Here is a 23,287-nt window from a genome sequence, read left to right on the forward strand (position 1 = left end):
CCTCAGTCCTGCAGCTGGTCCCAGACCTGCCGGTCCCGCTGCGCCGTCCAGATCGTCGGACGCTCGACCCCCTCGAGCTCCTCCCAGACCCGGGCGACGTCGAACGGCAGGGTGTGCTCGAAGATCGGCCAGCTCCCGTAGGTGGGGGCGAGCCGGTCGTGGCAGGCGCGGAAGGCGTCCTTGAGCATGCCGCCCTCGCTCTGGACCCGGCGCACCTCGTCGATGAGCGCGGTGAGGAACCCGCGGCTCTGCTCGATCGCGGCGTCCACGGCGTCACGGCCCCGCACCACCGCACCCCGCCCGCCGACGAGGGCCTCCGCGCCGAACGCGGCGACGGCGTCCAGGGTGCCGCTCACCCACTCCTGGTGGAAGGCGTCCCCGGTGTACAGGGCAGCCTGCGCCTCGACGAGGTCACCGGCGAACAGCACCCGGTGACGCGGCAGCCAGGCGACGATGTCGCCCTCGGTGTGCCCGCGGCCGCAGTACTGCAGGACCAGGTCGCCGCGGTCGCCGCCGAGCGGGATCGTCACCCGGTCCGAGAACGTCAGCGTCGGCCAGGTCAGACCGGGCACCGAGTCCGGCTCCTTGAACAGCCGCGGCATCCGGGCCAGCTCGCTGTCCCAGTCCTGCTGGCCGCGCTCGGCGATGAGCGCCCGGGTGTTCTCGTGGGCGACGACGACGTCGGCGTCGAACGCGCTGGCGCCCAGCACCCGGACCGCGTGGTAGTGCGACAGGACGAGGTAGCGGACCGGCTTGTCGGTGTGCTCGCGCAGCCGGTCGAGCCACTCGCGGGCGGCGACCGGCGTGGCCCGGGCCTCGAACGCGACGACGAAGTCCTCGCCCTCGACGGCCCCGACGTTGGGGTCGCCCTCGGCGGTCAGGGCGTAGACGCCGTCGGCGAGGACCTCGAGCGTCTCGGTCTTGTCCTCCAGGTCCGCGGACGACGCGAACGGCTTGCTGCTCAACGGTTCTCCTCCGCTGCGGGGTGGTCGGTGGTGTCGGACGGGGTCCCGGTCGGCGCCGGTGCCCCGGCCGGGGCGGCGGCGCCGACCGAGCCGGACGACGTGGAGTCGCCGCCGAGGTAGGCCGAGCGCACCCGGGCGTCGTCGGCCAGCTCGGCCGGCGTCCCGGTGACGACGACCCGGCCGCGGTCCATCACCAGGACCCGGTCGGCGACCTTGAACGCCGCCCGGACGTTCTGCTCGACGAGGAGCACGGCGAGCCCTTGCTCGTCGCGCAGGTGCGCGAGAGCGGCGATGATCTCGCCGACGACGCGCGGGGCGAGCCCGAGGCTCGGCTCGTCCAGGACGACGACCGAGGGGCCGGCCATGAGGGCCCGGGCCATCGCGAGCATCTGCTGCTCCCCGCCGGACAGGGCACCGGCGACCAGGGCGATCCGGTCGGCGAGCCGGGGGAACAGGGCGAGGGCCTCGGCGCGTCGCTGGGCGTAGCGCCCGTCGCGCTGACGGGTCCAGCCGCCGAGGGCGAGGTTGTCCTCCACGCTCAGCGACGGGAACACCAGCCGGTTCTCCGGCACGTGCGCCAGGCCACGGCGGGCGATCTGCTCGGCGCCGAGGTTCGTCACGTCCGTCCCGTCGAGCAGCACCTGGCCGCTGCGGGGACGCAGCAGCCCGGAGACCGAGCGCAGCAGGGTGGACTTGCCCGCCCCGTTCGCGCCGATGACGGCGACCAGCTCGCCGGGTGCGACCGAGACGTCGATCCCGTGCAGCACCTGCAACCGGTCGTACCCGGCCTCCAGGCCGCGCACCTCGAGCCCGGCCATCAGCGCACCTCCTGCGCGGCGTGCCGGACGATGTCGTCGGCCTCGTCGTCCGTGCCCAGGTACGCCGCGACGACGGCCGGGTCGTTGCGCACCTCGGCGGGGGTACCCAGGGCGATGAGCCGCCCGTCGTCGAGGACGGCGACCCGGTCCGCGAGCGCCATCACGGCGTCCACGTCGTGCTCGACGAGGACGACGGCGACGCCGGCGTCCCGGGCGCGGCGCAGCAGCTCGGCCAGCTCGTCGCGCTCGGCGCCGGACAGGCCGGCCATCGGCTCGTCGAGCAGCAGCAGCCGCGGGGCCAGGGCGAGTGCCCGGGCCACCTCGACCTGCCGCTGGCGACCGAACGGCAGGTCCGTGACCGAGCGGTCGGCGTCCTGCGCCAGGCCCAGCGCCGCGATCGACGCCATCGCCGAGCGCTCGATCTCCTTCTCCTCCCGGCCGGCCAGGCCGAGCATGCCGCGCACGACGCCGGAGCGGCTGCGCAGGTGCCGTGCCACCTTGACGTTGCCGAGGACCGTGCTGCTGCCGAACACCTGGAGGTTCTGGAAGGTGCGGGTGGCGCCGAGCTCGGCGACGGTGTGCGGGGCGCGGCCCTCCACCCGGCTGCCGAGCACCTCGATGGTCCCGGCGGTCGGCTCCAGCACCCCGCTGATCATGTTGAAGCACGTCGTCTTGCCGGCGCCGTTGGGTCCGATGAGGGCGAGGATCTCCCCGGCCCGGACGTCGAGGTCGACGTCGTCGACGGCCACGACGCCGCCGTACCGCTTGGTCAGGCCACGCACGGACAGCACGACGGTGCCCCGCTCGGGCACGTCGGCCTCCGCCAGCAGGTCCGCCAGCGACACCTCCCCCGTCCCGGGGACGTCGTCCCGGGGTCCCTCACGAACCGCGACCGTCGGCAGCTCACCGGGTTCGCGGGCACTGCCGCGGCGGCGCAGCCGGGAGACCGCCATCTCCCACAGCTGGGCCAGGCCGCCGGGCAGCAGGATGACGACGAGGACGAGGGCGACGCCGAAGGCGATGAGCTGGACCTCGCCGGTGGCCCCCGGGACGATCCGCGGGATGAGGGCCTTCATGCCCTCGTCGAGGCCCTCGACGACGACGGCGCCGGTGATGGCGCCCCAGACGGTGCCGAGCCCGCCCAGCACCACCATGAGCAGGAAGTGCACGCTGAGCAGGAAGCCCGCAGCCTCGGGGCTGACGACGGCGAGCCAGTAGGCGTAGAAGACGCCGGCGAGTCCGGCGTAACCGGCCGACAGCACGAAGACCTTGAGCCGCAGCAGGAACGTGTTGACCCCGAGGCACTCCGCGGCCACCTCGGAGTCGTTGACGGCGGACAGGGCCCGGCCGGTGCGGCTGCCGACGAGGTTGCGCGCCATGAGCAGGCCGACGACGACGAACGGGACGAGCAGCCAGAAGAACTCGCGCGGGCTGTCGTAGACCCGCCCGCCGAACTCCGGCTTGGGGATCCCGAAGATGCCGGAGGTCCCCCCGGTGTACTCGAGCTCCCGGACGGTGACCGAGACGATGATCCCGAGCCCGAGGGTGGCCAGCGCGAGGAAGTGGCCACGCAGCCGCAGCAGCGGCAGGCCGACGAGCAGGGCCACCAGCATGGCGGCGAGCACGGCGGTCACCGCGGCGACCAGGCCGTGCACGTCGTACCGGGTGACGAGGATGGCGTGGGTGTAGGCGCCGACGGCGAAGAACGCGGCCTGGCCGAGGCTGACCTGCCCGGCGAGGCCCATGAGCAGCGACAGGCCGATGGCCGCGATGCCGTAGATCAGCGCGAACACGCCGATGTTCACCATGTTCGTCGACGCGACGAGCGGGAACACGGCGAGGACGGCGGCGAGCGCCAGGAACGGCAGGTAGTAGCCGGCGTGCCGCCGGAGGACGGCGTTCATCAGACCCGCACCCCCGAGGCCTTCAGGACGAGACCCTGCGGCCGCACGAGCAGCACGAGGACCAGGACGAGGAACGCGACGGCGTCCCGGAACCCGGTGTCGACGTACCCGGCGACCAGGTTCTCCAGGACGCCGAGGACGAGACCGCCGAGCATCGCCACCCGCAGCGAGACCAGCCCGCCGAGGGTCGCCGCGACGAACCCCTTGAGGCCGAGGGTGAGCCCGTACTCCCAGGAGGAGAAGTAGATCGGGCTGCCGACCACGCCGGCCACCGCGCCGACGAACCCGGCGATGGCGAAGGCGACCATCGTCGCCGTCCGGGGCGAGATGCCGACGAGCCGCGCGGCGACCGGCTGCTCGGCGCACGCCCGCAGCGCCTTGCCGTACAGGGTGTGCTCGTAGAACCACACGACCGCGGCCCCCACCACCGCGGCGACCCCGAGGATCCACAGCTCCTGGGAGCGGATGCTGATGCCGCCGACGAACAGGTCCCGGCCCGGGAACGCGGGCAGGCCCCTGGCCTGGGGGCCCCAGACCAGCAGCATGACCGCCTTGAGCGCGGTGGAGATGCCGAGCGTGAGGATGATCGACACGAGCGGCGTCATGTGCTTGACCGGGGCGACGAACAGCCGCTCGAGCACCACCGACACCAGGACGACGAACGGCACGACGAGGACGACGGCCAGCAGCAGCGGCACCCCGGAGGCGACGGCCGTGATGGCGCTCAGGCCGGCGAGTGCCGCGTACTCCCCCTGCGCGAGGTTCACCATCTCGCGCACGGAGAAGATGGCCACGAAGCCGAGCGCGACCAGGCCGTAGACGGCGCCCTGAGCCAGCCCGGAGAAGACCAGCTGGAGGAGGTCGGTCATTCGGCGCCGTCGGCGATCTGCCACTCACCGTTCTCGACGGTGACCAGGACCAGCGCCTCCTTGCTCAGCCCCGAGTGGTCCTCCGGCGTCATCGTGAAGACGCCGCTGACACCCGGCCAGTCCGAGACGCTCTCGATCGCGTCGCGCAGCTCGTTCGGGTCCGTGCCGACCTCCTCGATCGCGTCGACGGCGATCATGAACGCGTCGTAGGCGTGCCCGGCGAACGTGGACGGCGTCTCGCCGTAGGCGGCCTCGTAGTCCTCGATGAACTGGGTGACGACCTCCTTCTGCGGGTCGTCCTGCGGCAGCTGCTCGGCGACGACCATCCGGCCCAGCGGGGCGAGCAGGCCGTCGGCGGCGTCCCCGGCGCTGTCGAGGAACACCTGGTTGCCGATGCCGTGCGACTGGTAGACCGGCGCCTCGATGCCGAGCTGGCGGTAGGCCACCTGGGCCAGCGACGCGGCCGGCGGGATGCCCCAGATCACGACGGCGTCCGGGTCGGCGTCCCGGATGTTGACCATCTGGGCGGTGAAGTCCGTGGCGTCGGGGGCGAAGCTCTCCGTCGTGACGACCTCGATGCCCTCCTCGGCCCCGATCTCGGCGAACGCCTCGGGGACGCCCTCACCGAACCCGGAGGCGTCCCGGGCGACGGCGATCCGCTGGTAGCCCTTGGCCGCCATGTCGTCGATGATCCGCTCGATCACCACGCTGTCGTTCTGGGCGGTCTTGAACACCCACTCCGAGCCGTCGATGATCGCCTGGTTCGCAGCCAGCGAGATCATCGGGATCTGCGCCTGCTCGGCGATCGGACGCATGGCCAGGCTGGGGCCGGTGCGGCTGGCACCGAGCAGGATGTCCACCTCCTCCGACTGGATCAGCCTGCTGGCGGCCCGCGCCGCGCCGTCCTCGGTGGACTGGTTGTCCTCGATGAGGACCTCGAGCTCCCGGCCCGCCACGCCGCCGTCCGCGTTGACCTGCTCGGCGAGCATCTCGATGGTGTTGCGCTCGGGGACGCCGAGGCTGGCGCCGGCGCCGGTGATGTCGAGCACCACCCCCATCTTGATCGGCTCCTGCTCGCCGCCGGTGGCCTCGCCGCCGTCGGCGGTGCCCTCCGTCTGCGGGGCGGGCTCCTCCTCCGCGCAGCCGGTGAGCGCGAGGGCGAGTCCGGCGACGAGTGCGGCTGCTGCGCGTGCTCCACGACGCATAGGTGCTGCTCCATTCGAGGTCCGTGGCGACTGGCGGCGCCGTCACCGTGTGCTGTACCGTCAGAGGAGTTCTATATTCGAACGTCGCATTCGAATTGCGAGTGAGGATAGGTGATACAGGCCACAATGACAACGGCCTCCCGTGCTCCTGACCCCGATGGTGACGGCACGGCCCGCCCGGCGTCCCAGACGCTCGATCGCGGCCTGCGCACCCTGGAGCTCGTCGCGGGCAGCGAGCGGCCGCTGTCCGTCGCCGAGGTGGCCCGCGCGCTGGGCCTGCACCGGTCGATCGCCTACCGGATGCTACGGACCCTGGAGGACCACGCCCTCGTGGCCCGTGACGCGGAGAACCGGTACGCCGCGGGCGCCGGGCTCGCCGTCCTGGCCCGGCAGGTGGCGCCGAACCTGCAGGCCGCGGCCGTGCCGGAGCTCTCCCGCCTGGCGAACGACGTGGGGATGACCGCGTTCCTCGTCGTCCGCCAGCACGACGAAGCGGTGACGGTGACGGTCATCGAGCCCCGCCAGTCGACGGTCCACGTCGTGTACCGGCCGGGGACCCGGCACCCGGTCACCCGGGGTGCGCCCGGGCTGGCGCTGCTGGCCGGGTCACCGCCCGTCCCCGGGGAGCGCCCGGAGGTCGCCGAGGGGCGACGCAAGGGGTGGGTCGCCACGTACTCGGAGGTGCTGCCGGGGATGAACGCGGTGGCCTCGCCGGTCGTGGACTCGCGCGGGGTGTGCCACGGCGCGGTCAGCGTCGTGTTCGTCGCCGACGTCGACTTCGACGAGCTCGGTGAGCGGGTCCGCGGCGCAGCCGGCGCCACCGCGGCCCTGCTGTGAGCCGCCGCGGTCACCGCCCGCGGGACGGGACGACCAGAGCGGTCGCGATCGCTGCGAGCCCCTCGCCGCGGCCGGTCAGCCCGAGGCCGTCGGTGGTCGTCGCGGACACCGACACGGGGGCGCCGCACGCCTCGGCCAGGGCCCGTTCGGCCTCGGCCCGCCGGGGGCCCAGCCGCGGCCGGTTGCCGATCACCTGGACGGCGACGTTGCCGATCTCGTAGCCGGCCTCGCGCACCAGTCGGGCGGTCTCGGCGAGCAGCGTGGTGCCCGCCGCACCGGCCCACTGGGGGCGGGCGGTGCCGAAGTGCAGCCCGAGGTCGCCGAGACCGGCGGCCGACAGCAGCGCGTCGCAGCAGGCGTGGGCGGCGACGTCGGCGTCGGAGTGCCCGGCGAGCCCGGTCTCGCCCGGCCAGTCCAGGCCGGCGAGCCGAAGCGGGCGGCCGGCTGCGGGGTCCGCGAACCGGTGGACGTCGGTCCCGACACCGACCCGCGGCACCAGCGTCTGAGGGCCCTGCGGTTCCTGGCCGTCGGTCACGGCGTCTGGGACTGGCCGGCGGCACCGGCGAGCAGCGCCTCGGCGACGCGCAGGTCGTGGGCCGTGGTCACCTTGAACGCCTCGGGGTGACCGGGGACGACCTGCACCCGCCAGCCGGCCCGCTCGACCAGCCCGGCGTCGTCCGTCGCGGCGAGGGACTCGTCCGCCTCGTCCACCGCCAGGGCGTGCGCCTCCTCCAGGACGGCCCGCCGGAACCCCTGCGGCGTCTGCACGGCCTGCAGCCGATGACGGTCGAGCGTCTCCCCGTCGACGGAGCGCACCGTGTCGGTCACCGGTAGACCCGGGACGACCGCATCCGCACCGGCCCGGACGGCGTCCGCGACGGTCCGGAACAGGTCCGGCGGGGCGAGGCAGCGGGCAGCGTCGTGGACGAGGACGACGTCGACGTCCGGCGACAGGGCCGCCAGGCCCAGCCGCACCGAGTCCTGCCGGGTCTCGCCCCCGGGGACGACGACAGGGTGGCGGGACTGCATGATCACCGAGGGTGGGGGGGAGTCGGGGGGCACGACGACGACGACCTCGTCGGCGACACCGCTGGCCTCCAGGCGCCGTAGCGCGTGGGTGAGCATCGGCTCACCGTGCAGCGGGACGAGCGCCTTCGGGGTGCCCAGGCCGAGGCGGGTGCCGTTGCCCGCGGCGACCACCACGCAGCCGGTGGTCAGCTGGCCAGCACCTCGTCGAGGATGGCCTCGGCCTTGTCCTCCTCGGTCTTCTCCGCGAGCGCGAGCTCGGAGACGAGGATCTGCCGCGCCTTGGCCAGCATCCGCTTCTCCCCGGCGGACAGCCCGCGGTCCTGGTCACGGCGCCACAGGTCGCGGACGACCTCGGCCACCTTGATCACGTCACCGGAGGCGAGCTTCTCGAGGTTGGCCTTGTAGCGGCGCGACCAGTTGGTCGGCTCCTCGGTGTAGGGAGCGCGCAGCACCTCGAAGACCCGCTCGAGCCCCTCCTTGCCGACCACGTCCCGGACGCCGACGAGATCACAGTTCTCGGCGGGGACCTCGATGGTCAGGTCGCCCTGGGCGACCTTGAGGCGGAGGTAGAGCTTGTCCTCTCCCTTGATGGTCCTGGTCTTGATCTCCTCGATCAGTGCGGCCCCGTGGTGCGGGTACACAACTGTCTCGCCGACCTTGAATGCCATCTGCTCTGTTCCCCTTTCGCGACGTCCAGGGTAACACGGTGACACCGGGGACCGACAGTCCCCGATCGACGTTTCCGCAGGTCAGAGCCCTGGCGTCGACGAGGAGGGGGTTGACATCGCCGCGGTGACGTGCTGCGCCGGGTGGTTGAGCGCCCCCGAGGTCGCGCGGCCGCTACGCTCTGGCGACGTGACCCGCCTGACCCGACCCGTGGCCCTCGCCGTCGCCGCCGTGCTCGCCTCCGGGCTCACCGCAGGCTGCTCGGTGACCAACCCGCAGGAGACCGCGCGGTACTACATGCCCAGCGACGGCGTGGAGGCCCAGCTCGGTGACGGGCTGGTCGCGACCAACCTGCTGCTGCTCGCCGAGGACGCGCAGAGCGAGGCCGTCCTGGTGGCCCGGGTCGTGAACTCCGGCACCGAGCCGGCCACGGTGCGGATCACCTCGACCGAGGCGGACGTCGACGTCGAGGTGGAGGTCGAGCCCGGCCAGACGTACGCCGTCGGCGGTCAGGACGCCGACGAGGAGGTCACCGTCGACTCGCTCGGCGTCATGCCGGGCCAGCGGCTGCCGATGACGGTCGGTGCGGACGGCGCGGAGCCGGTGCAGGTCAGCGTCCCGGTGCTCGACGGCACCCTGCCGGAGTACGCCGACCTGCTGCCCTGAGCGGCCGGAACGGTCGGGGCGCGACGTCAGCCGGCCGACGTCAGCCGGCCGTCGTCAGTCGGCCTCGAACTTATAGCCGAGGCCCCGAACCGTGACGAGGTAGCGCGGCGCCGACGGCTCGGGCTCGATCTTGCTGCGCAGTCGCTTGACGTGGACGTCGAGCGTCTTGGTGTCGCCGACGTAGTCGCTGCCCCACACCCGGTCGATGAGCTGGCCACGGGTCATCACCCGGCCGGTGTTGCGCAGCAGCAGCTCGAGCAGCTCGAACTCCTTGAGCGGCAGCTGGACCGGCTGGCCGTCGACGGTGACGACGTGCCGCTCGACGTCCATCCGAACCGGGCCGGCCTCGATCGTCGGGGGCACCAGGTCGTCCGGCTCCGCCCGGCGCCGCAGCACGGCACGGACCCGGGCCACGAGCTCGCGGGAGGAGTACGGCTTCGTCACGTAGTCGTCGGCTCCGAGCTCGAGCCCGACGACCTTGTCGATCTCGCTGTCCTTCGCCGTCAGCATGATCACCGGCACGTTGCCCCGGGTGCGCAGCTGGCGGCACACCTCGGTCCCGGACAGGCCCGGCAGCATGAGGTCGAGCAGGACGAGGTCGGCGCCGTTGCGGTCGTACTCCTCCAGCGCCTCGGTCCCCGTCTCGGCGACCGCGACGTCGTAGCCCTCCTTGGACAGCAGGTACGACAGCGGGTCGCTGAAGGACTCCTCGTCCTCCACCACCAGGATGCGGGTCACGCTCACACTCCTTGCCGGGCTCGGGCCGGGCGGTCGGCCCGGCCGGTGTCGTGGGACGGCGGGTCCGGACGCCCGCCGGGGGCCCCGGTGGCGGCGTCCGGCAGTCGCAGGGTGAAGGTCGACCCGTGCCCGGGGCGGGACCAGACTGTCACGTCACCGCCGTGGTTGGCCGCCACGTGCTTGACGATGCTCAGGCCCAGACCGGTCCCCCCGGTGGCGCGGGAGCGGGCCGGGTCGATCCGGTAGAACCGCTCGAAGACTCGGTCGAGCTCGCCCTCCGGGATGCCGATGCCCTGGTCGGCGACCGCGACCTCGACGAGGCCGTGCTGGTGGCGCACCCCGATGCCGACCCTGGTCCCCGGCTCGGAGTACCGGATCGCGTTGTCGACGAGGTTGCGCACCGCGGTGACGAGCAGGTCGTGGTCGCCGTAGACCGTCGCCCCGGCGGCCGGGCCGACGTCGATGCTCACCTCCCGCGCCTCCGCGGTCAGCCGGGACCGGTCGACGGCCTCGGCGACGACGGCGTCCACGTCCACCGGCACCGGCTCGCGCACACTCGCCGCGGCCTGCAGGCGGGACAGGTCGATGATGTCCTGGACGAGCGAGGTGAGCCGACCGGACTCGCGTCCCATCCGGACGGCGAACCGCCGGACGGCGTCGGCGTCCTCGGCGTTGTCCGCGATCGCCTCGGCGAGCAGGGCGATCGCCCCCACCGGCGTCTTGAGCTCGTGACTGACGTTCGCGACGAAGTCGCGGCGGATCTCCTCGACGCGGCGGGCCTCGGTGTTGTCCGAGACGAGCAGCAGCACGTACCGGTCCGCCAGCGGGGCGACCCGGGCGTGGACGACGAGCACCTCCCGGCCGAGGGGGCCTCGGCGCAGCTCGAGCTCGGCCTCCCGGATCCGGCGGTCGGCGCGGACCTCGTCGACCATGGCCGTCAGCCGGTCGTGGACGACGTGCCCGTCGCGGACGATGCCGTAGGCGTAGGCGGCCGGGGACGCCGTCCGCACGACGTCCGTCTCGTCGACGACGATCACCGCCGACGGCAGCACGGCGAGCACCTCCACCGTGCCGGGGGGCAGCCCCGCCGAACCGGGCTGGCCGCCGTCGGCGTCCGCACCGTCGGTGCTGCCCCCGGCACGGCGGGACAGCACGACGACGCCGGCCACGACGGCGGCACCGACGAGCGCACCCAGACCCAGCGCCGCCAGCTCGGCGACGATCGCCTCCACGTCGGCCAGCCTACGGCCGCCGCGCCCCCGGCTCGGATGGGCGGCAGCCCGGACGGCGTGCTGGTGGCCTGATGTTCATGTACCGCTGAGCGTCCGTTCACCAAAGGGTGTAAACCTGCCCCCCATGCGAGAGGTCTTCCACCACGAGCTGGACCAGCTCGCCGACGGGCTCATCGGGATGACCGAGCTCGTCGGCCAGGCCATCGACGACGCCACCCGCGCCCTGCTGGAGGCCGACCTCCAGCTCGCTGAGTCGGTGATCGCCGCCGATGCCCAGGTGGACGCCGCTCAGGCCGAGCTGGACGAGCGCGCCATCGAGCTGCTGGCGCGCCAGGCGCCGGTCGCGACCGACCTGCGGGTCGTCGTCGCCGCACTGCGGATGAGCTCCAGCATCGAGCGGATGGGCGACCTGGCCCGGCACGTCGCCCAGCAGACGCGGCTGCGCTTCCCGCGGTCCGTCGTGCCCGAGAGTCTCGCGCCCACCTTCGAGAAGATGGGGCAGACCGCCCAGCGACTGTCCGGGGAGGCGGGGGACCTCATCCGCACGCGCGACCTGGCCGCGGCCGCCAAGCTGGAGTCGGACGACGACCTGCTCGACCAGCTGCACCGGCAGGTCTTCACCCGGATGATGGCCGCGGACTGGACCGAACCCGCCGAGACGACGGTCGACGTGACGCTGCTGAGCCGCTTCTACGAGCGGTTCGGTGACCACGCCGTGTCCGTCGCCCGACGCGTGGTGTTCCTCGTCACCGGGGACTACAGCGGCTCCACGCTCGGGGAGTGAGGCTGCGGCCCCTCCGGTAGCGTCCTGCCGGTGAGGACGGGGCTGCGCGACGGCGGCCGGAAGGCCGGCCGCAGGACCGGCGCGGCCGCGCTCGTCGCCGGCTCGCTGGCCCTGGCGGGGTGCAGCGGTGCCGACGGCCCGCCACCGTCGCCCACGGGCTCGTCACCCACGGACTCGGCGACCACGACCCCTGGGCCCACGACCCCGGCCGGACCCCCGCCCACGCCGTCCGGGACGGCGTCCACGACAGGGCCGGCCCCGACCGGGACGACGACACCGGGCCCCGTGCGGGACGTGGACTGCGCGGCGGTCGAGGAGGCCCGGGAGCGGCTCGAGGCGGCGACGCAGGCCGAGCTGGACCGGCTGGAGGTGCCCCGCGGTGACCCACGGGCGTTCAGCATCCAGGTGATCGTGACGAGCCAGGAGGCGGCGGAGTACTGGTCCACCCTGCAGGACGCCCTCGGCCCCGGGGAGCCCGAGCTGCGCGCCGACGCCGAGACCGTCGTGGCGTACTGGGAGCCCCTGGACGCCGACCTCGAGGAGATCGAGATCCCCGACGGCACCGAGGCGGCGATCACCGAGGCGACCGAGCGCTACGTCGAGATCAGCGAGCAGCACCCGGACGAGGACGTCGTCGAGGCGCAGGAGCGGCTGTCCGCCGGCCTCGAGGACGCCTGCTCCGACAGCGCCGGCTGACCGGGTTCCGCCGCCCGCCGCCCCGCCGCCCCGCCGCCCCGCCGCCCCGCCGCCCCGCCGAGGGTTCGCGCCCGTCGTGGTGGTGATCCGGCCCTGAAAGCGCCGTCCCGACAACCACTGGAGGCGCGAACCCCCGCGGCAGGCAGCGGAGGGTCCCGCGGCAGGCGGCCGGGTCAGCGGCCTTGGTTGGCGACGGCGGCGATGGCGTCCTGGGCGGCCTCGGGGTCGAGGTAGCGCCCGTACCGGGTCACCGGGGTCATCGACTCGTCGAGCTCGTACAGCAGCGGGATGCCGGTGGGGATGTTGAGGCCCGGGATGTCCTCGTCGGAGATGCCGTCGAGGTGCTTGACGAGGGCCCGCAGGGAGTTGCCGTGCGCGGCCAGCAGCACGGTCCGGCCCGCCCGCAGGTCCGGCACGACGGCGTCCTCCCAGTACGGCAGCATCCGCGCGACGACGTCCTTGAGGCACTCGCTGCGCGGCATGAGGTCGCCGAGGTCGGCGTAGCGCGGGTCGCCGTCCTGGGCCCACTGGTCGCCGGGGTCGATCGGCGGCGGGGGCACGTCGTAGGAGCGCCGCCAGGTCATGAACTGCTCCTCGCCGAACTCCTCGAGGGTCTGCTTCTTGTTCTTGCCCTGCAGGGCGCCGTAGTGACGCTCGTTGAGCCGCCACGTGCGCCGCACCGGGATCCAGTGCCGGTCCGCGGTGTCCAGGGCGATGTTCGCCGTCGAGATGGCACGCCGCAGCAGGGAGGTGTGCACGACGTCGGGCAGCAGGCCCTCGGCCCGCATCAGCTCGCCGCCGCGGCGGGCCTCCTGCTCGCCCTTGTCCGACAGCGGCACGTCGACCCAGCCGGTGAACAGGTTGCGAGCGTTCCAGTCGCTCTCGCCGTGGCGGAGCAGCACCAGCGTGTACGTCATACCTCGACCCTACTGGCGGGGCCCGCGGCCCTCCTGCCGGCCGCCGTCCGGACCCATGCCGTCGTCCGGGGCGTCGTCCGGGGCGAGCAGGTGCCGGAAGGCCTCGAGGTTGACGGTCGGCTCCCCACGGGAGACCCGCCACGCCCACTCCTTGCGCATCGCGGTGAGAAAGCCCATCGCGAGCAGCTCGTTGAACGCGCCGTCCGCGGTCGCCAGCACCGACCCGAGCAGGCCGTCGAGCGTCTCCTCGGTGACGCCCTCCAGCGGCAGCCGGCCGACGAGGTACACGTCGCCGAGGGCGTCCAGGGCGAAGGCGATCCCCTGCAGCCGGGCGTTGCGCTCGAGCAGCCAGCGGTGCACCCGCGGGACGTTCTCGTCGGGGCGCCGGACGACGAACGCCGAGACCGACAGCGAGTGGTCGCCGACGAGCAGGGACGTCGTCGTCCGCAGCTTGCGCTCCCCCGGGAGCTGGACGACGTACTCCCCCGGGCGGGCCCCCGGCTCCCAGTCCAGCCCGCAGTCCGCCAGCCAGGACCGCACGGCCGCCTCGGCCCGGCGCCGCTGGACGGCCCGCCCGGCGGTCACCGCAGCGCCTCGAGCCGGCGGTGCAGGCGCAGCGCCCGCTCCTGGCGGGCGGCCCGGTAGACCGCCAGGGTCGCCTCGACGGTGACGTCCCAGCCGAACGAGTGGGCCTGGGCCACCGCCCCGGTGGCGAGCATCTCGCGGCGTCCGCGGTCGTGCACGAGGTCGAGCAGGACGTCGGCCCAGTCGTCCGGGTCGTGCCCGTCGACGAGGATCCCCGAGACGCCGTCGGCGACGGCCGTGCGCAGTCCACCGACCGCGGCCGCCACCACCGGCGTGCCACAGGCCTGCGCCTCGATGGCGACGAGGCCGAACGACTCGTTGTAGGACGGCACCGCGACGACGTCCGCCGCCCGCAGCCACGTCGCCAGCGTCACCCGGTCCGCCGGCGGCTCGAAGCGCACGACGTCCGGCACCCCGGGCACGCCGACGAGGCCGAGGGAGCGGGCGAGGTCCTGCAGCTCCTCGGGGTGCTCGAGCCCGCTGCCGCTGGGGCCACCCAGGACGCCGACGAGCAGGCGGCCGCGCAGCCCCGGGTCGCGGTGCAGCATCCGGGCGGCGGCCCGGACGAGGACGTCGGGTGCCTTGAGCGGCTGGATGCGGCCGGCGAACAGCAGCAGGTGAGCGTCCGGCGGCAGCCCGAGCTCGCGGCGAGCGGCCTGCGCGCCGGCACCGGGTGTGAACACCTCGAGGTCCACCCCCGGCGGCACGACCGCGACCCGACCGGGGTCGGCGTCGTAGAGGCCGACGAGCTCGCGGGCCTCGTCCGCGGTGCTGGCCACGAGCCGGTCGGCGGCGTCCACCACCTGCTCCTCGCCGATCACCCGGCCCTGCGGCTCCGGGGTGTCCCCGTCGGCGAGGTAGGCGTTCTTCACCTTCGCCATCGTGTGCATCGTGTGCACGAGGGGCACGTTCCAGCGGTCGGCGACGAGCCAGCCGACCTGCCCGGAGAGCCAGTAGTGCGAGTGCACCACGTCGTACCAGCCGGGCTCCTTGCGGGCCTCGGCCCGCATCAGGCCGGCGGCGAACGCGCACAGCTGACCGGGCAGGTCGTGCTTGCCGAGCCCCTCGAACGGCCCGGCCGGCACGTGCCGCACGAGCACGCCGTCGGTGAGCGGCACCACCGGCGGCTGCGAGGACGACGTGGCGCGGGTGAAGATCTCGACCTCGGTGCCGCGGGCGGCGAGCCGGCGGGCCAGCTCGACGACGTAGACGTTCATCCCACCGGCGTCCCCGGTGCCGGGCTGCTCGAGCGGAGAGGTGTGCACCGACAGCATCGCGACCCGGCGCACCGGGGTGGGCCCGGTCGGCGCGGACGACGGGACGGTCGCAGTGGGAGCGGTCACGAGCGGACGCTAACCCAGCGCCCGCGCGCCGGGCACATCGACCACGACGACGCTGACGTTGTCGCGGCCCCCGGCGTCCAGTGCGGCCGACACCAGGGCGTCGGCCGCCTGCTGCGGGTCCGGGTGGCCGCCGAGCAGCGCGGCAAGGCCGTCGTCGGGCACCTCGTTCGTCAGCCCGTCGGTGCACAGCAGGAACCGGTCGCCGGGGCGCAGCGGCAGCGTCCACCAGTCGGGGCGCAGCACGGCGGCGGCACCGACGGCCCGGGTGATGACGTGGCGGCTCGGGTGCGAACGGGCCTCCTCGGGGCTCAGCAGCCCGTCCTCGACGAGCTCCTGGACGAGAGAGTGGTCAGTGCTGACCTGCTCGAGCCGGCCGTCGGCGAGCCGGTAGAACCGGCTGTCCCCGCAGTTCAGGGCCGTCCACGCCGTCCCGGTCAGCACGAGGGCGGTGACGGTGCTGCCGGCGCCCAGCGGGGCCCCGTCGGGGTCACGCAGCCCGCGGACCCGGTCGTCGGCTCGCTCGACCGCCGTCCGGAGCCGGTCGGGGGTGACCGGGGCGCCGTCCGTGACGAGCCGGCCGAGCTCCTCGACGACGATGGCGCTGGCGACGTCCCCCGCCGCGTGCCCACCCATCCCGTCGGCGACCGCGAAGACCGGCGGGGCGGCGAGCACGCTGTCCTCGTTGTGGGTGCGCACGCGGCCGACATGCGTGGCGCTGCCGTACTCGACGTGGCTCGTCATCGCCGTCCCGACCGTGTCTCTGCTCGGACGGGCCGATGGTAATGATCACCTCGCGGTCGGGCAGGATCTGCCGGTGCCCGGCCCGTCGTCGTCCCGTCCCGTCGGCACGGTGACCCGGGGGACGACGAACCCGAACCGCTTGCGGCGGCTCGACCGGTGGCTGGTGTCACGAGCCGGCCGGGTGCTGCGGTCCGCGCCGGACCCGCTCGTCGTCGACCTGGGCTTCGGTGCGTCCCCGGTGACGACGGTCGAGCTCGCCGACCGGCTGCACCGGGTCCGTCCGGACGTCGAGGTGGTGGGTCTGGAGATCGACCCCGGCCGGGTGCGCGCGGCCCGGGCGGCGCAGCGGCCGGGGCTGAGCTTCGCCCGCGGCGGGTTCGAGCTCGGTGGCCTCGGTGCTCGTCGGCCCGTGCTCGTCCGGGCCGCGAACGTGCTGCGCCAGTACGACGAGGCGGACGTGCCGGACGCGTGGGCCCGCGTCGTCGACCGGCTGCACCCCGGCGGGCTGCTCGTCGACGCGACCTGCGACGAGCTCGGCCGGCGGGCCTCCTGGGTCGCGGTCGGCACGGACGGACCCCGCTCGCTCACCGTGTCGCTGCGGCTCGCCGGCACCGACCGTCCGGGGGAGGTGGCCGAACGGCTGCCGAAGGCGCTGATCCACCGCAACGTGCCCGGGGAGCGGGTGCACGCCTGGGTGGCCGCGCTGGACGCCGCCTGGGAGCGCAGCGCCGCGCTGCGCGGCTTCGGCGCCCGGCAGCGGTGGATCGCGACCTGCCGCGCCCTCGCCGCGGACGGGTGGCCGCTGCTCGACGGGCCGGCCCGCTGGCGGCTCGGCGAGGTCACCGTCGCCTGGACGGCGGTCAGCCCCCGCTGAGGCGGCTGTCGGGGCCCTGCTCGGGCCGTCGCTCGGCGAGCACCTCGGGCCGTCGCTCCGGGAGCACCTCGGGCCGTAGCTCCGCGAACACCTCACCCGCGCCGTCCTCGACGGTGACGTCGACGTCGAGGCCGGTGAGCCCCCGGGCGGCCGCCACCTGCTCGAGCCGAGCGGCCACGGCCCGGGCGGCCTCGGCGTCCGCCGTGACGACGACGGTGAGCAGCACGCCGTCCGGGGGCCGGCGCACGGCCACGCTGCCGCGCGGCAGCGCGGTGACCGCGGCGGTGGCCAGCGCCCGCGCGTCCGCCAGCCGGGCGTCCTCCCCGGCCGCTCCCGGCAGCGTCGGCCCGCCGGGAGCGGTGTCGTCGGCGACGGTCACCTCGCAGCCCCGCCGACGGGCTCGTCGCACCGCCTCGCGCAGGGCGTCGTCGAGCAGCGCGGGGGCGCGCAGCTGGTCGCGCAGCAGCGCACCGGTCTCCGCGCTGCGGGCGCGCAGGTCCGGCGGGATGCACCCCTGCCGACCGGCCGCGAGCACCGCCTGGAGCACCGGGACGGCGTCGCGCTGCAGCTCGGCCCGCCGGGTGGCCGCCGCCTCCCGCCGCGCCGTGGCCGCCGCCCGCCGCACCCGCTCCTCCTCGGCCTCGCGCAGGAGCCAGGTGACCCGCCCGGAGCTGTACTCCAGCAGCATCCCCGCCCCCAGCCCGACCAGGGCCCACACCCACAGCCCGTCGACGACCGCGGTGGTGGCGAGCAGGGACGCCCCCGGGTCCCCGGTACGGGCCGACAGGTGCAGCCACACGGCGGCGGTGGCTGCCACGGCGGCGAGGACGGCGTGCCGGCCGCGCCGCCGGACGCCGAGAGCAGCCAGGACGGGCGCGCACGCGGCCGGCCACCAGGTGACGTGCCCGGCGACGGCGGCGTCCGGCACGTTCGGCAGCTCGAGCAGGGCGAGCACCGTCGGTACCGCGGCCAGCGCCCACGCGGTGCCGTCGGCCATCCGGGCGTCCCCGCGCCCGGCCAGCGGGGCGAGCGCGACGGCGACCGCGACGACGAGCACGACGAGGGCGACGGCGAACGCCTGCGGGCAGTCCAGCTGGAGGCGCGCGCGCAACCCGGACAGCACGTGCACGCCCGACCAGGCGACGGCGGCGGCGAGCAGCAGCGCGGGGCGGACGGCACCACCGCGCGCACCGGTGGCCGGGGAGGTCATGCGGGCCACCGGATCGTCACCCGGGTGCCCTCGCCGGGGGCGGAGTCCTGCTCGAGCCGGCCGCCCGCGGCGTGCACCCGGCGGGCCGCGAGCCGGACGCCGAGCCGGTCCTCCGGGACGTCGTCGGCGGCGAAACCGGTTCCCTGGTCACGCACGGTGATCAGCAGCCCCGCGAGGTCGTAGCGGCCGTCGACGAGCGTGCCGGCGTCCGGGCCGGCGTGCCGGACCGAGTTGCGGACCGCCTCGACGACGGCGGCGACGAGCGACTCGGCGCAGGCCGGTGGGATCCGCGGGCGCCGGGTCGCCACGGCGATGCGCACCGGCACGTCCGGGTCGACGGCGTGCACCGCGGCGGCGATCCACTCGGCCACCGGGGAGACGGTGTCGCCGCCGGCCGCGGCGTCGTTGGTGATCCGCTCCAGCGCCCGGGCCGCGTCGTCGGCGGCCCGGCGCGCGACGTCCGGGTCGACGGCCACCGCGGCGGTGGACAGCGCCGACAGCACGTCGTCGTGGACGAGGGCGTCCCACCGGACCGACTCGGTGGCCCGGACGGCGGCCTCCTGCGCCGCGCGCCGGGCGGCCAGCGTGTCGGCCTCGGCCACGCTGACCCGGGTCGCGAGGGCCCCGATCGCGGCGGCCGCGGTGAGCACGACGAGCCCGACCGCGGAGAGGTACCCCGCCTCGGCGGCGGCGTCCAGGGGCGTGAGCGCACCCCACGCCGGGAGGGTGAGCAGGCCGGCGTAGCCGGTCGCGAGCGCCAGGACGAGCGCCACCCCGCCCGCCCCACCCACGGACATCCCGGCCGCGGCCACGAGCACCGGCACGAACGTGGCCAGCCACGGCTGGTGCGCCGCCGCCCCGTCGTCCGGCGCCACCAGGGTGCGGACGACGACGAGGACCAGCCCGGTGCCGACGAGGACCCGCACCGCCCGGTGCGGGGGGCGGCCCCGGACGAACGCGACGGCGACCGGGCCCAGGGCGACGACAAGAGCGGCGACGGCCGCCACGGTGAACCATCGCGGTTCCGGCTCGTCGTGGACGGCCAGGTGGGCGGCGACGTTCGGCGCCCGGACCAGGGTGGCGACGAGGACGAGCCCGGCGAGCAACCGGTGCGCCGTCCGCTCGGTCACCGCTCGGCTCAGTCGTCGGGGTCGAGGACGCCGTCCTCGACCGCGCGGTGGTAGAGGGCGAGCTTGGTGCCGGCCGGGCGGTCCAGGCCGGCGTACTTGGCCCGGATCCGCTTGAGGTGCTCCTTGACCGTGCCCTCGGTCACCCCGAGGCGGCGGGCCACCGACTTGGCGGGCAGGTTGGAGGCGTACAGCCGCAGCACGTCCCGCTCCCGCTCGGTGAGGTGGGCGGGCAGCGCCGCGGCACCCTCGAGGGCCGCGGCGAGCCGTTGGCTGACGACCGTGTCGCCGGCAGCCACCGTGCGCACCGCCTCCGCGATGGCCGGGCCCGGTTCGGACTTGTGGACGACGCCCAGGGCCCCGGCGCGCAGGGCCTCGCGGGTCAGGTCGTTGTCGTCGCCCTGGGTGAACACGAGGACCCGGACGCCGGCCTCCCTCAGCCGGGAGACGTTCTCCGCGGGGCGGCTCGCGTCGTCCAGCCGCAGGTCGAGCAGGACGACGTCCAGCCCGGGGCCGGGATCGCCCCCTGCCAGCAGCGCGGTGACGGTGCCGGCGAACCGGACGAACTCCAGGTCGGGAGCACGGTCCGCCAGGACGGCTCGAATCCCTTCGAGCACGGCCGGGTGGTCGTCGACCGCCCCGACCCGGACCTGGCGTACCGCACTCCCGTGCGACCCCCGTCGGCCCCGAGCCCCCTGCCCGCTCACGGTAGAGACGTCGGCCACGGCGCGGTACCCATCCCCGGGTCCCCCGTTAGGAGGACGCCAGCTCCCGCTCGAAGGCGGCGTGGACGGCCGGGGACGACAGCACGAAGCGGACGAGGACGACCCCCGGGGCCCGGCCGGCGGCCAGGGTCTCCCGGGTGGCGGCGACGGCGACCCGGGCGACCTCCTCGGCGTCCCACCCGTAGGCACCGGCACCGACCGCCGGCACGGCGACACTGGTCGCCCCGGCCTCGGCGGCCACCTCCAGGCTCCGCCGGAAGCAGGAGGCGAGCAGCTCGGGGTCGGTCTGGCCGGCGTGCCGGTTCGGGCCGACGGTGTGGACGACGAACCGGGCCGGCAGGTCGCCGGCACCGGTCGCCACCGCCTGGCCGACGGGCAGCCCGTCCGGCAGCGGACCCGAGCGCAGCGCCCGGCACTCGGCCAGCAGGGCCGGCCCAGCGGCGGCGTGGATGGCGCCGTCGACGCCACCGCCGCCGAGCAGCGAGGAGTTGGCGGCGTTGACGATGGCGTCGACCTGCTGGCGGGTGATGTCCCCCTGGACCGCCTCGACGGTCGGCACCCTCACCAGCCCCCGTACGGCCCGCCGGAACGGCCCTGCCCTCGGCCACCCATGGCCCGGACCGCGGGCCGCACGTCGGTGAGGTAGACGGCCGTGGCGACGACGGCGATGACGAGCAGGAACAGGAACTGGGCGTTGCCGAGGGAGAGGAAGCCGACCGCGGCACTGACGCCCAGGATCACCAGCCACTTCGTCTTGGTCAGCTTGTCGGCCGCCTCGTACGCGGCGGCCGGGTGCCGGGAGGCGTCGACGAGGGCGAACACCTGCAGCGCGAAGGCGGCGACGGTGAGCAGCAGCATGAGCCAGGACTGCGCGGCGGCGAGGAACACGCTGACGAGGGTAGCCCCGGTGCCGGCCGGTGGCCCGGTCCCGCTCAGGCCTCGAGCAGGATCGTCACCGGACCGTCGTTGACGAGCTCGACCGCCATGTCCGCGCCGAAGGCCCCGGTCGCCACCTCGAGGCCACGGGCACGCAGGGCGGCGACGACGTCCTCGACGAGCGGCTGCGCCACCCCGCTGGGGGCGGCGGCGTTCCACGTCGGGCGACGGCCCTTGCGGGTGTCGGCGTACAGGGTGAACTGGCTGACGACGAGGACCGGGGCACCGACGTCGAGCGCGGAGCGCTCCCCGCGCAGGATGCGCAGCTCGGCCACCTTGCCGGCGACCCGCTCGACCTGCTGGGGGCCGTCGTCGTGGGTGACCCCGAGGAGGACGAGCAGTCCCGGCCGGTCGATCCGGCCGACGACGACGTCGTCGACCGTCACCGCCGCCCGGGTCACCCGCTGGACGACGGCCCTCACCCGGCGCGGTCCTCGGCCGCCGGCTCGGGGCTCAACCCCCACGCCGCGGCGAGCAGCTCCAGCGTGCGCTCGGCGACGGCCGGGTCGTGCACCGTCGAGGTCACCATCACCTCCTGCGCAGCGGTGCGGCGAGCGAGCTCACGCAGGGCGTCCGCGACCTTCTCGCCGGTCCCGGTGACCTGGGTGCCCGGCAGCCCGGCGGGCGGGCCACCGAGGTCGGCCAGCAGCCGTTGCGCCGTCTCGGGGGTGACGACGGGTCCGAGCCGGTTGGTCCGCAGGCCGTGGGCCATCACCCGGCTCGGCCCGGCGAGCCACTCGGCCTCCTCGTCGTCGCCCGCGGCGATCACCGAGGCGGTGACGATCGCGTACGGCTCCGACAGCACCCGGCTGGGGGTGAAGCCGCTGCGGTACAGGTCGAGCGCCGCCTCGGCGTGGGGGCTGCCGAAGTGGTGGGCGAAGGCGAACGGCAGCCCGAGCCGGGCGGCGACCTGGGCGCTGTACCCGCTGGAGCCGAGCAGCCAGACCGCCGGCGCCGTCGTCGCGGCCGGGGTGGCGCGGAACCGGGCCCCGAGGCCGCCGTCGTCGGTGCGGGGGTCGCCCAGCAGCGACAGCAGGTCGAGCAGGTGCAGGGGGAAGTCCTCGACGCCGAGCTGCCCGGCACCCCGGCGCAGCGCCGCCGCGGTGGCCGGGTCGGTGCCGGGGGCCCGGCCGATGCCGAGGTCGATCCGGCCCGGGTGCAGGGCCTCGAGCATGGCGAACTGCTCGGCGACGACCAGCGGCGGGAAGTTCGGCAGCATGACCCCGCCCGAACCGAGCCGGATCCTGCGGGTGACGGCGCCCAGGTGGGCGATGAGCACCGGCGGGGAGGTCGCGGCGACCATCGGCATGTTGTGGTGCTCGGCCACCCAGTACCGGTGGTACCCGAGGCGGTCGGCGAGCCGGGCGAGCCGGGTCGTCCCGGCCAGGGCGTCCGCCGAGGTCCGGCCGGCGGCGACGGTGGCGAGGTCGAGGACGGACAGCCGGGTCACAGCAGCGCCTCCACCGCACCGACCGGTTCCCCGTGCCCGAGCACGGGCACCCGAGCCACCTCCCGCAGCACCGGAGCGTCGACGCCGAGTCGGCGCAGCGCCGCTGCCATGACCACCGGACGCGGACGCTGGGAGCCGTCGAGCACCTTGAGCGCCACGGCCGAGCCGTCCGGCAGCCCGACGGCGTACACCCCCTCGGCGCCGTCCTTGGCGACCAGACCGGGGACCCCGGCCATCACCAGCGTGACGTCCCGGCCGGTGCCACCCACGTACTCGGGGTGCGCGCTCATCGCCCGGCCGACCCGCGCCGGCGGGGAGGTGTCCGAGACGTCGGCGGCCGCGGCCGCCACCCGGGCGAACGCCCGGGCCAGACCGACGAGCGTGCAGGAGAACAACGGCGCCCCGCACCCGTCGACCGCCACGTGGTCCACGGCGTCGCCGGTCATCTCGGTGACGGTCTGCCGGACGGCCCGCTGCAGCGGGTGAGCCGGGTCGAGGTAGCCGACGGTGTCCCAGCCGGCGGCGACGCACGTCGCGAGCATCGCGGCGTGCTTGCCGGAGCAGTTCTGCACGATCCGCGCGGGACCGTGGCCGGCGGCCCGCCAGGCCGCCGCGGCGTCGGCGTCCAGGGGGAGGTCCGGGGTGTTCGCCAGCGCGTCCTCGCCCAGACCGGCCCGGGCCAGGATCCGGCGGACCCCGTCGACGTGGCGCGGCTCCCCGGAGTGGGAGGCGGCGGCCAGCGCGAGCAGCTCGCCGTCGAGGTCGAGGCCGGCGGCCAGCATCGCGACCGCCTGGACCGGCTTGAGCGAGGACCGGGGCAGCACGACGGCGTCCGGGTCACCGGCCGACGCCTGCACCTGGCCGTCCGGGCCGAGGACGACGACGTGGCCGTGGTGCACGGACTCCACGACACCGTTGCGGACGACGGCGGCGACGGGGTCAGCGGTGCCCGCGACGGTCAGGTCGAGGG

At 75.1% G+C, this 23,287-nt stretch carries 26 protein-coding genes and 1 pseudogene; 6 read left to right on the forward strand and 21 right to left on the reverse strand.

Translation table 11 applies throughout. From position 1 onward, the window contains the following. Positions 1-2: 2 nt before the first annotated feature. The 5 genes from HJG43_12660 to HJG43_12680 are packed head-to-tail and all read right to left on the reverse strand — an operon-like array spanning position 3 to position 5,761. The gene (locus HJG43_12660; protein ID UER55250.1) at positions 3-965 is read right to left on the reverse strand and encodes an MBL fold metallo-hydrolase; all 963 of its coding nucleotides are present in this window, start codon (positions 963-965) and stop codon (positions 3-5) included. Continuing rightward, positions 962-1,783, reverse strand: a complete 822-nt coding sequence (locus HJG43_12665) for an ABC transporter ATP-binding protein (protein UER55251.1) — start codon at positions 1,781-1,783, stop codon at positions 962-964. The genes HJG43_12660 and HJG43_12665 overlap by 4 nt, the downstream gene beginning before the upstream one ends. After that, positions 1,783-3,687, reverse strand: coding sequence for an ATP-binding cassette domain-containing protein (locus HJG43_12670; GenBank protein UER55252.1), 1,905 nt, complete (start codon positions 3,685-3,687; stop codon positions 1,783-1,785). The genes HJG43_12665 and HJG43_12670 overlap by 1 nt, the downstream gene beginning before the upstream one ends. Next, the gene (locus HJG43_12675) at positions 3,687-4,556 is read right to left on the reverse strand and encodes a branched-chain amino acid ABC transporter permease (protein UER55253.1); all 870 of its coding nucleotides are present in this window, start codon (positions 4,554-4,556) and stop codon (positions 3,687-3,689) included. The genes HJG43_12670 and HJG43_12675 overlap by 1 nt, the downstream gene beginning before the upstream one ends. Further along, entirely contained in the window at positions 4,553-5,761 is a 1,209-nt protein-coding gene (locus tag HJG43_12680; protein UER55254.1) for an ABC transporter substrate-binding protein, read from the reverse strand. The genes HJG43_12675 and HJG43_12680 overlap by 4 nt, the downstream gene beginning before the upstream one ends. A 126-nt stretch (positions 5,762-5,887) precedes the next feature. Here HJG43_12680 and HJG43_12685 point away from each other — a divergent pair, with 126 nt between their 5' ends. Next, positions 5,888-6,598 (forward strand): helix-turn-helix domain-containing protein, encoded by a 711-nt coding sequence (locus HJG43_12685; GenBank protein UER55255.1) that lies wholly within the window; start codon positions 5,888-5,890, stop codon positions 6,596-6,598. Between the two features lie 10 nt (positions 6,599-6,608). Here HJG43_12685 and HJG43_12690 read toward each other — a convergent pair whose 3' ends face one another. Genes HJG43_12690 through HJG43_12700 form a run of 3 tightly spaced genes read right to left on the reverse strand, consistent with a single transcriptional unit; the run spans position 6,609 to position 8,295 of the window. Further along, positions 6,609-7,133, reverse strand: a complete 525-nt coding sequence (locus HJG43_12690; GenBank protein UER55256.1) for a 2-C-methyl-D-erythritol 2,4-cyclodiphosphate synthase — start codon at positions 7,131-7,133, stop codon at positions 6,609-6,611. Continuing rightward, complete coding sequence (locus HJG43_12695) at positions 7,130-7,801, reverse strand: 2-C-methyl-D-erythritol 4-phosphate cytidylyltransferase (protein ID UER55257.1); 672 nt, start codon at positions 7,799-7,801, stop codon at positions 7,130-7,132. Before HJG43_12695 ends, HJG43_12690 begins: the two co-directional genes overlap by 4 nt. Before the next feature lie 11 nt (positions 7,802-7,812). Next, positions 7,813-8,295, reverse strand: coding sequence for a CarD family transcriptional regulator (locus tag HJG43_12700; GenBank protein ID UER55258.1), 483 nt, complete (start codon positions 8,293-8,295; stop codon positions 7,813-7,815). Between the two features lie 187 nt (positions 8,296-8,482). On the opposite strand from HJG43_12700, the gene HJG43_12705 reads away from it, so the two are divergent. After that, positions 8,483-8,959 carry a hypothetical protein gene (locus HJG43_12705; protein ID UER55259.1) on the forward strand — a complete coding sequence of 159 codons (477 nt, stop codon included), beginning with the start codon at positions 8,483-8,485 and terminating at the stop codon, positions 8,957-8,959. A 54-nt stretch (positions 8,960-9,013) separates the two neighbouring features. Here the strand turns inward: HJG43_12705 and HJG43_12710 are convergent, their stop codons facing one another. Both HJG43_12710 and HJG43_12715 read right to left on the reverse strand, forming a co-directional pair. After that, positions 9,014-9,697, reverse strand: coding sequence for a response regulator transcription factor (locus HJG43_12710; GenBank protein UER55260.1), 684 nt, complete (start codon positions 9,695-9,697; stop codon positions 9,014-9,016). Positions 9,698-9,699: 2 nt separating this feature from the next. Continuing rightward, positions 9,700-10,899: a two-component sensor histidine kinase gene (locus HJG43_12715; protein UER55957.1), complete on the reverse strand. Its 1,200-nt coding sequence runs from the start codon at positions 10,897-10,899 to the stop codon at positions 9,700-9,702. 154 nt (positions 10,900-11,053) lie between these two features. On the opposite strand from HJG43_12715, the gene phoU reads away from it, so the two are divergent. Beyond that, on the forward strand, positions 11,054-11,713 hold the full coding sequence (gene phoU / locus HJG43_12720; protein UER55261.1) for a phosphate signaling complex protein PhoU: 660 nt from the start codon (positions 11,054-11,056) through the stop codon (positions 11,711-11,713). 30 nt (positions 11,714-11,743) lie between these two features. Then, complete coding sequence (locus tag HJG43_12725) at positions 11,744-12,409, forward strand: hypothetical protein (protein UER55262.1); 666 nt, start codon at positions 11,744-11,746, stop codon at positions 12,407-12,409. A 173-nt stretch (positions 12,410-12,582) separates the two neighbouring features. On the opposite strand, the gene HJG43_12730 is transcribed toward HJG43_12725, so the two are convergent. The 4 genes from HJG43_12730 to HJG43_12745 all read right to left on the reverse strand — a co-directional run bounded on the left by HJG43_12730 (position 12,583) and on the right by HJG43_12745 (position 15,995). After that, on the reverse strand, positions 12,583-13,326 hold the full coding sequence (locus HJG43_12730) for a phosphoglyceromutase (protein ID UER55263.1): 744 nt from the start codon (positions 13,324-13,326) through the stop codon (positions 12,583-12,585). A gap of 9 nt (positions 13,327-13,335) precedes the next feature. After that, entirely contained in the window at positions 13,336-13,911 is a 576-nt protein-coding gene (locus tag HJG43_12735; protein ID UER55264.1) for a YbjN domain-containing protein, read from the reverse strand. Next, positions 13,908-15,185, reverse strand: coding sequence for a D-inositol-3-phosphate glycosyltransferase (gene mshA / locus HJG43_12740; GenBank protein UER55958.1), 1,278 nt, complete (start codon positions 15,183-15,185; stop codon positions 13,908-13,910). The genes HJG43_12735 and mshA overlap by 4 nt, the downstream gene beginning before the upstream one ends. Before the next feature lie 78 nt (positions 15,186-15,263). Beyond that, positions 15,264-15,995 carry a serine/threonine-protein phosphatase gene (locus HJG43_12745; GenBank protein UER55265.1) on the reverse strand — a complete coding sequence of 244 codons (732 nt, stop codon included), beginning with the start codon at positions 15,993-15,995 and terminating at the stop codon, positions 15,264-15,266. A 67-nt stretch (positions 15,996-16,062) separates the two neighbouring features. Between HJG43_12745 and HJG43_12750 the strand changes: the two genes are divergently transcribed. Together HJG43_12750 and HJG43_12755 are read left to right on the forward strand one after the other, a co-directional pair. Then, positions 16,063-16,869, forward strand: coding sequence for a class I SAM-dependent methyltransferase (locus HJG43_12750; protein ID UER55959.1), 807 nt, complete (start codon positions 16,063-16,065; stop codon positions 16,867-16,869). A gap of 546 nt (positions 16,870-17,415) precedes the next feature. Beyond that, positions 17,416-17,502 (forward strand): annotated as a pseudogene (locus tag HJG43_12755) (DUF2662 domain-containing protein). A gap of 573 nt (positions 17,503-18,075) precedes the next feature. Here the strand turns inward: HJG43_12755 and HJG43_12760 are convergent. The 7 genes from HJG43_12760 to HJG43_12790 form a co-directional block, all read right to left on the reverse strand. Beyond that, entirely contained in the window at positions 18,076-19,209 is a 1,134-nt protein-coding gene (locus HJG43_12760) for a hypothetical protein (GenBank protein ID UER55266.1), read from the reverse strand. A gap of 8 nt (positions 19,210-19,217) precedes the next feature. After that, on the reverse strand, positions 19,218-19,913 hold the full coding sequence (locus HJG43_12765) for a response regulator transcription factor (GenBank protein UER55267.1): 696 nt from the start codon (positions 19,911-19,913) through the stop codon (positions 19,218-19,220). Between the two features lie 46 nt (positions 19,914-19,959). Continuing rightward, a complete protein-coding gene (locus tag HJG43_12770) occupies positions 19,960-20,490 on the reverse strand; it encodes an O-acetyl-ADP-ribose deacetylase (GenBank protein UER55268.1) in 531 nt (176 codons plus the stop codon). A 2-nt stretch (positions 20,491-20,492) separates the two neighbouring features. Continuing rightward, positions 20,493-20,789: a DUF2516 family protein gene (locus HJG43_12775; protein ID UER55960.1), complete on the reverse strand. Its 297-nt coding sequence runs from the start codon at positions 20,787-20,789 to the stop codon at positions 20,493-20,495. A gap of 74 nt (positions 20,790-20,863) precedes the next feature. Beyond that, a complete protein-coding gene (locus tag HJG43_12780; protein ID UER55269.1) occupies positions 20,864-21,289 on the reverse strand; it encodes a D-tyrosyl-tRNA(Tyr) deacylase in 426 nt (141 codons plus the stop codon). Then, entirely contained in the window at positions 21,286-22,317 is a 1,032-nt protein-coding gene (locus tag HJG43_12785) for an LLM class flavin-dependent oxidoreductase (protein ID UER55270.1), read from the reverse strand. Before HJG43_12785 ends, HJG43_12780 begins: the two co-directional genes overlap by 4 nt. Continuing rightward, positions 22,314-23,279 (reverse strand): asparaginase, encoded by a 966-nt coding sequence (locus HJG43_12790; protein UER55961.1) that lies wholly within the window; start codon positions 23,277-23,279, stop codon positions 22,314-22,316. Before HJG43_12790 ends, HJG43_12785 begins: the two co-directional genes overlap by 4 nt. Between the last annotated feature and the right edge of the window lie 8 nt (positions 23,280-23,287).

This window comes from Kineosporiaceae bacterium SCSIO 59966, from assembly GCA_020881835.1.
Taxonomy (GTDB): domain Bacteria; phylum Actinomycetota; class Actinomycetes; order Actinomycetales; family SCSIO-59966; genus SCSIO-59966.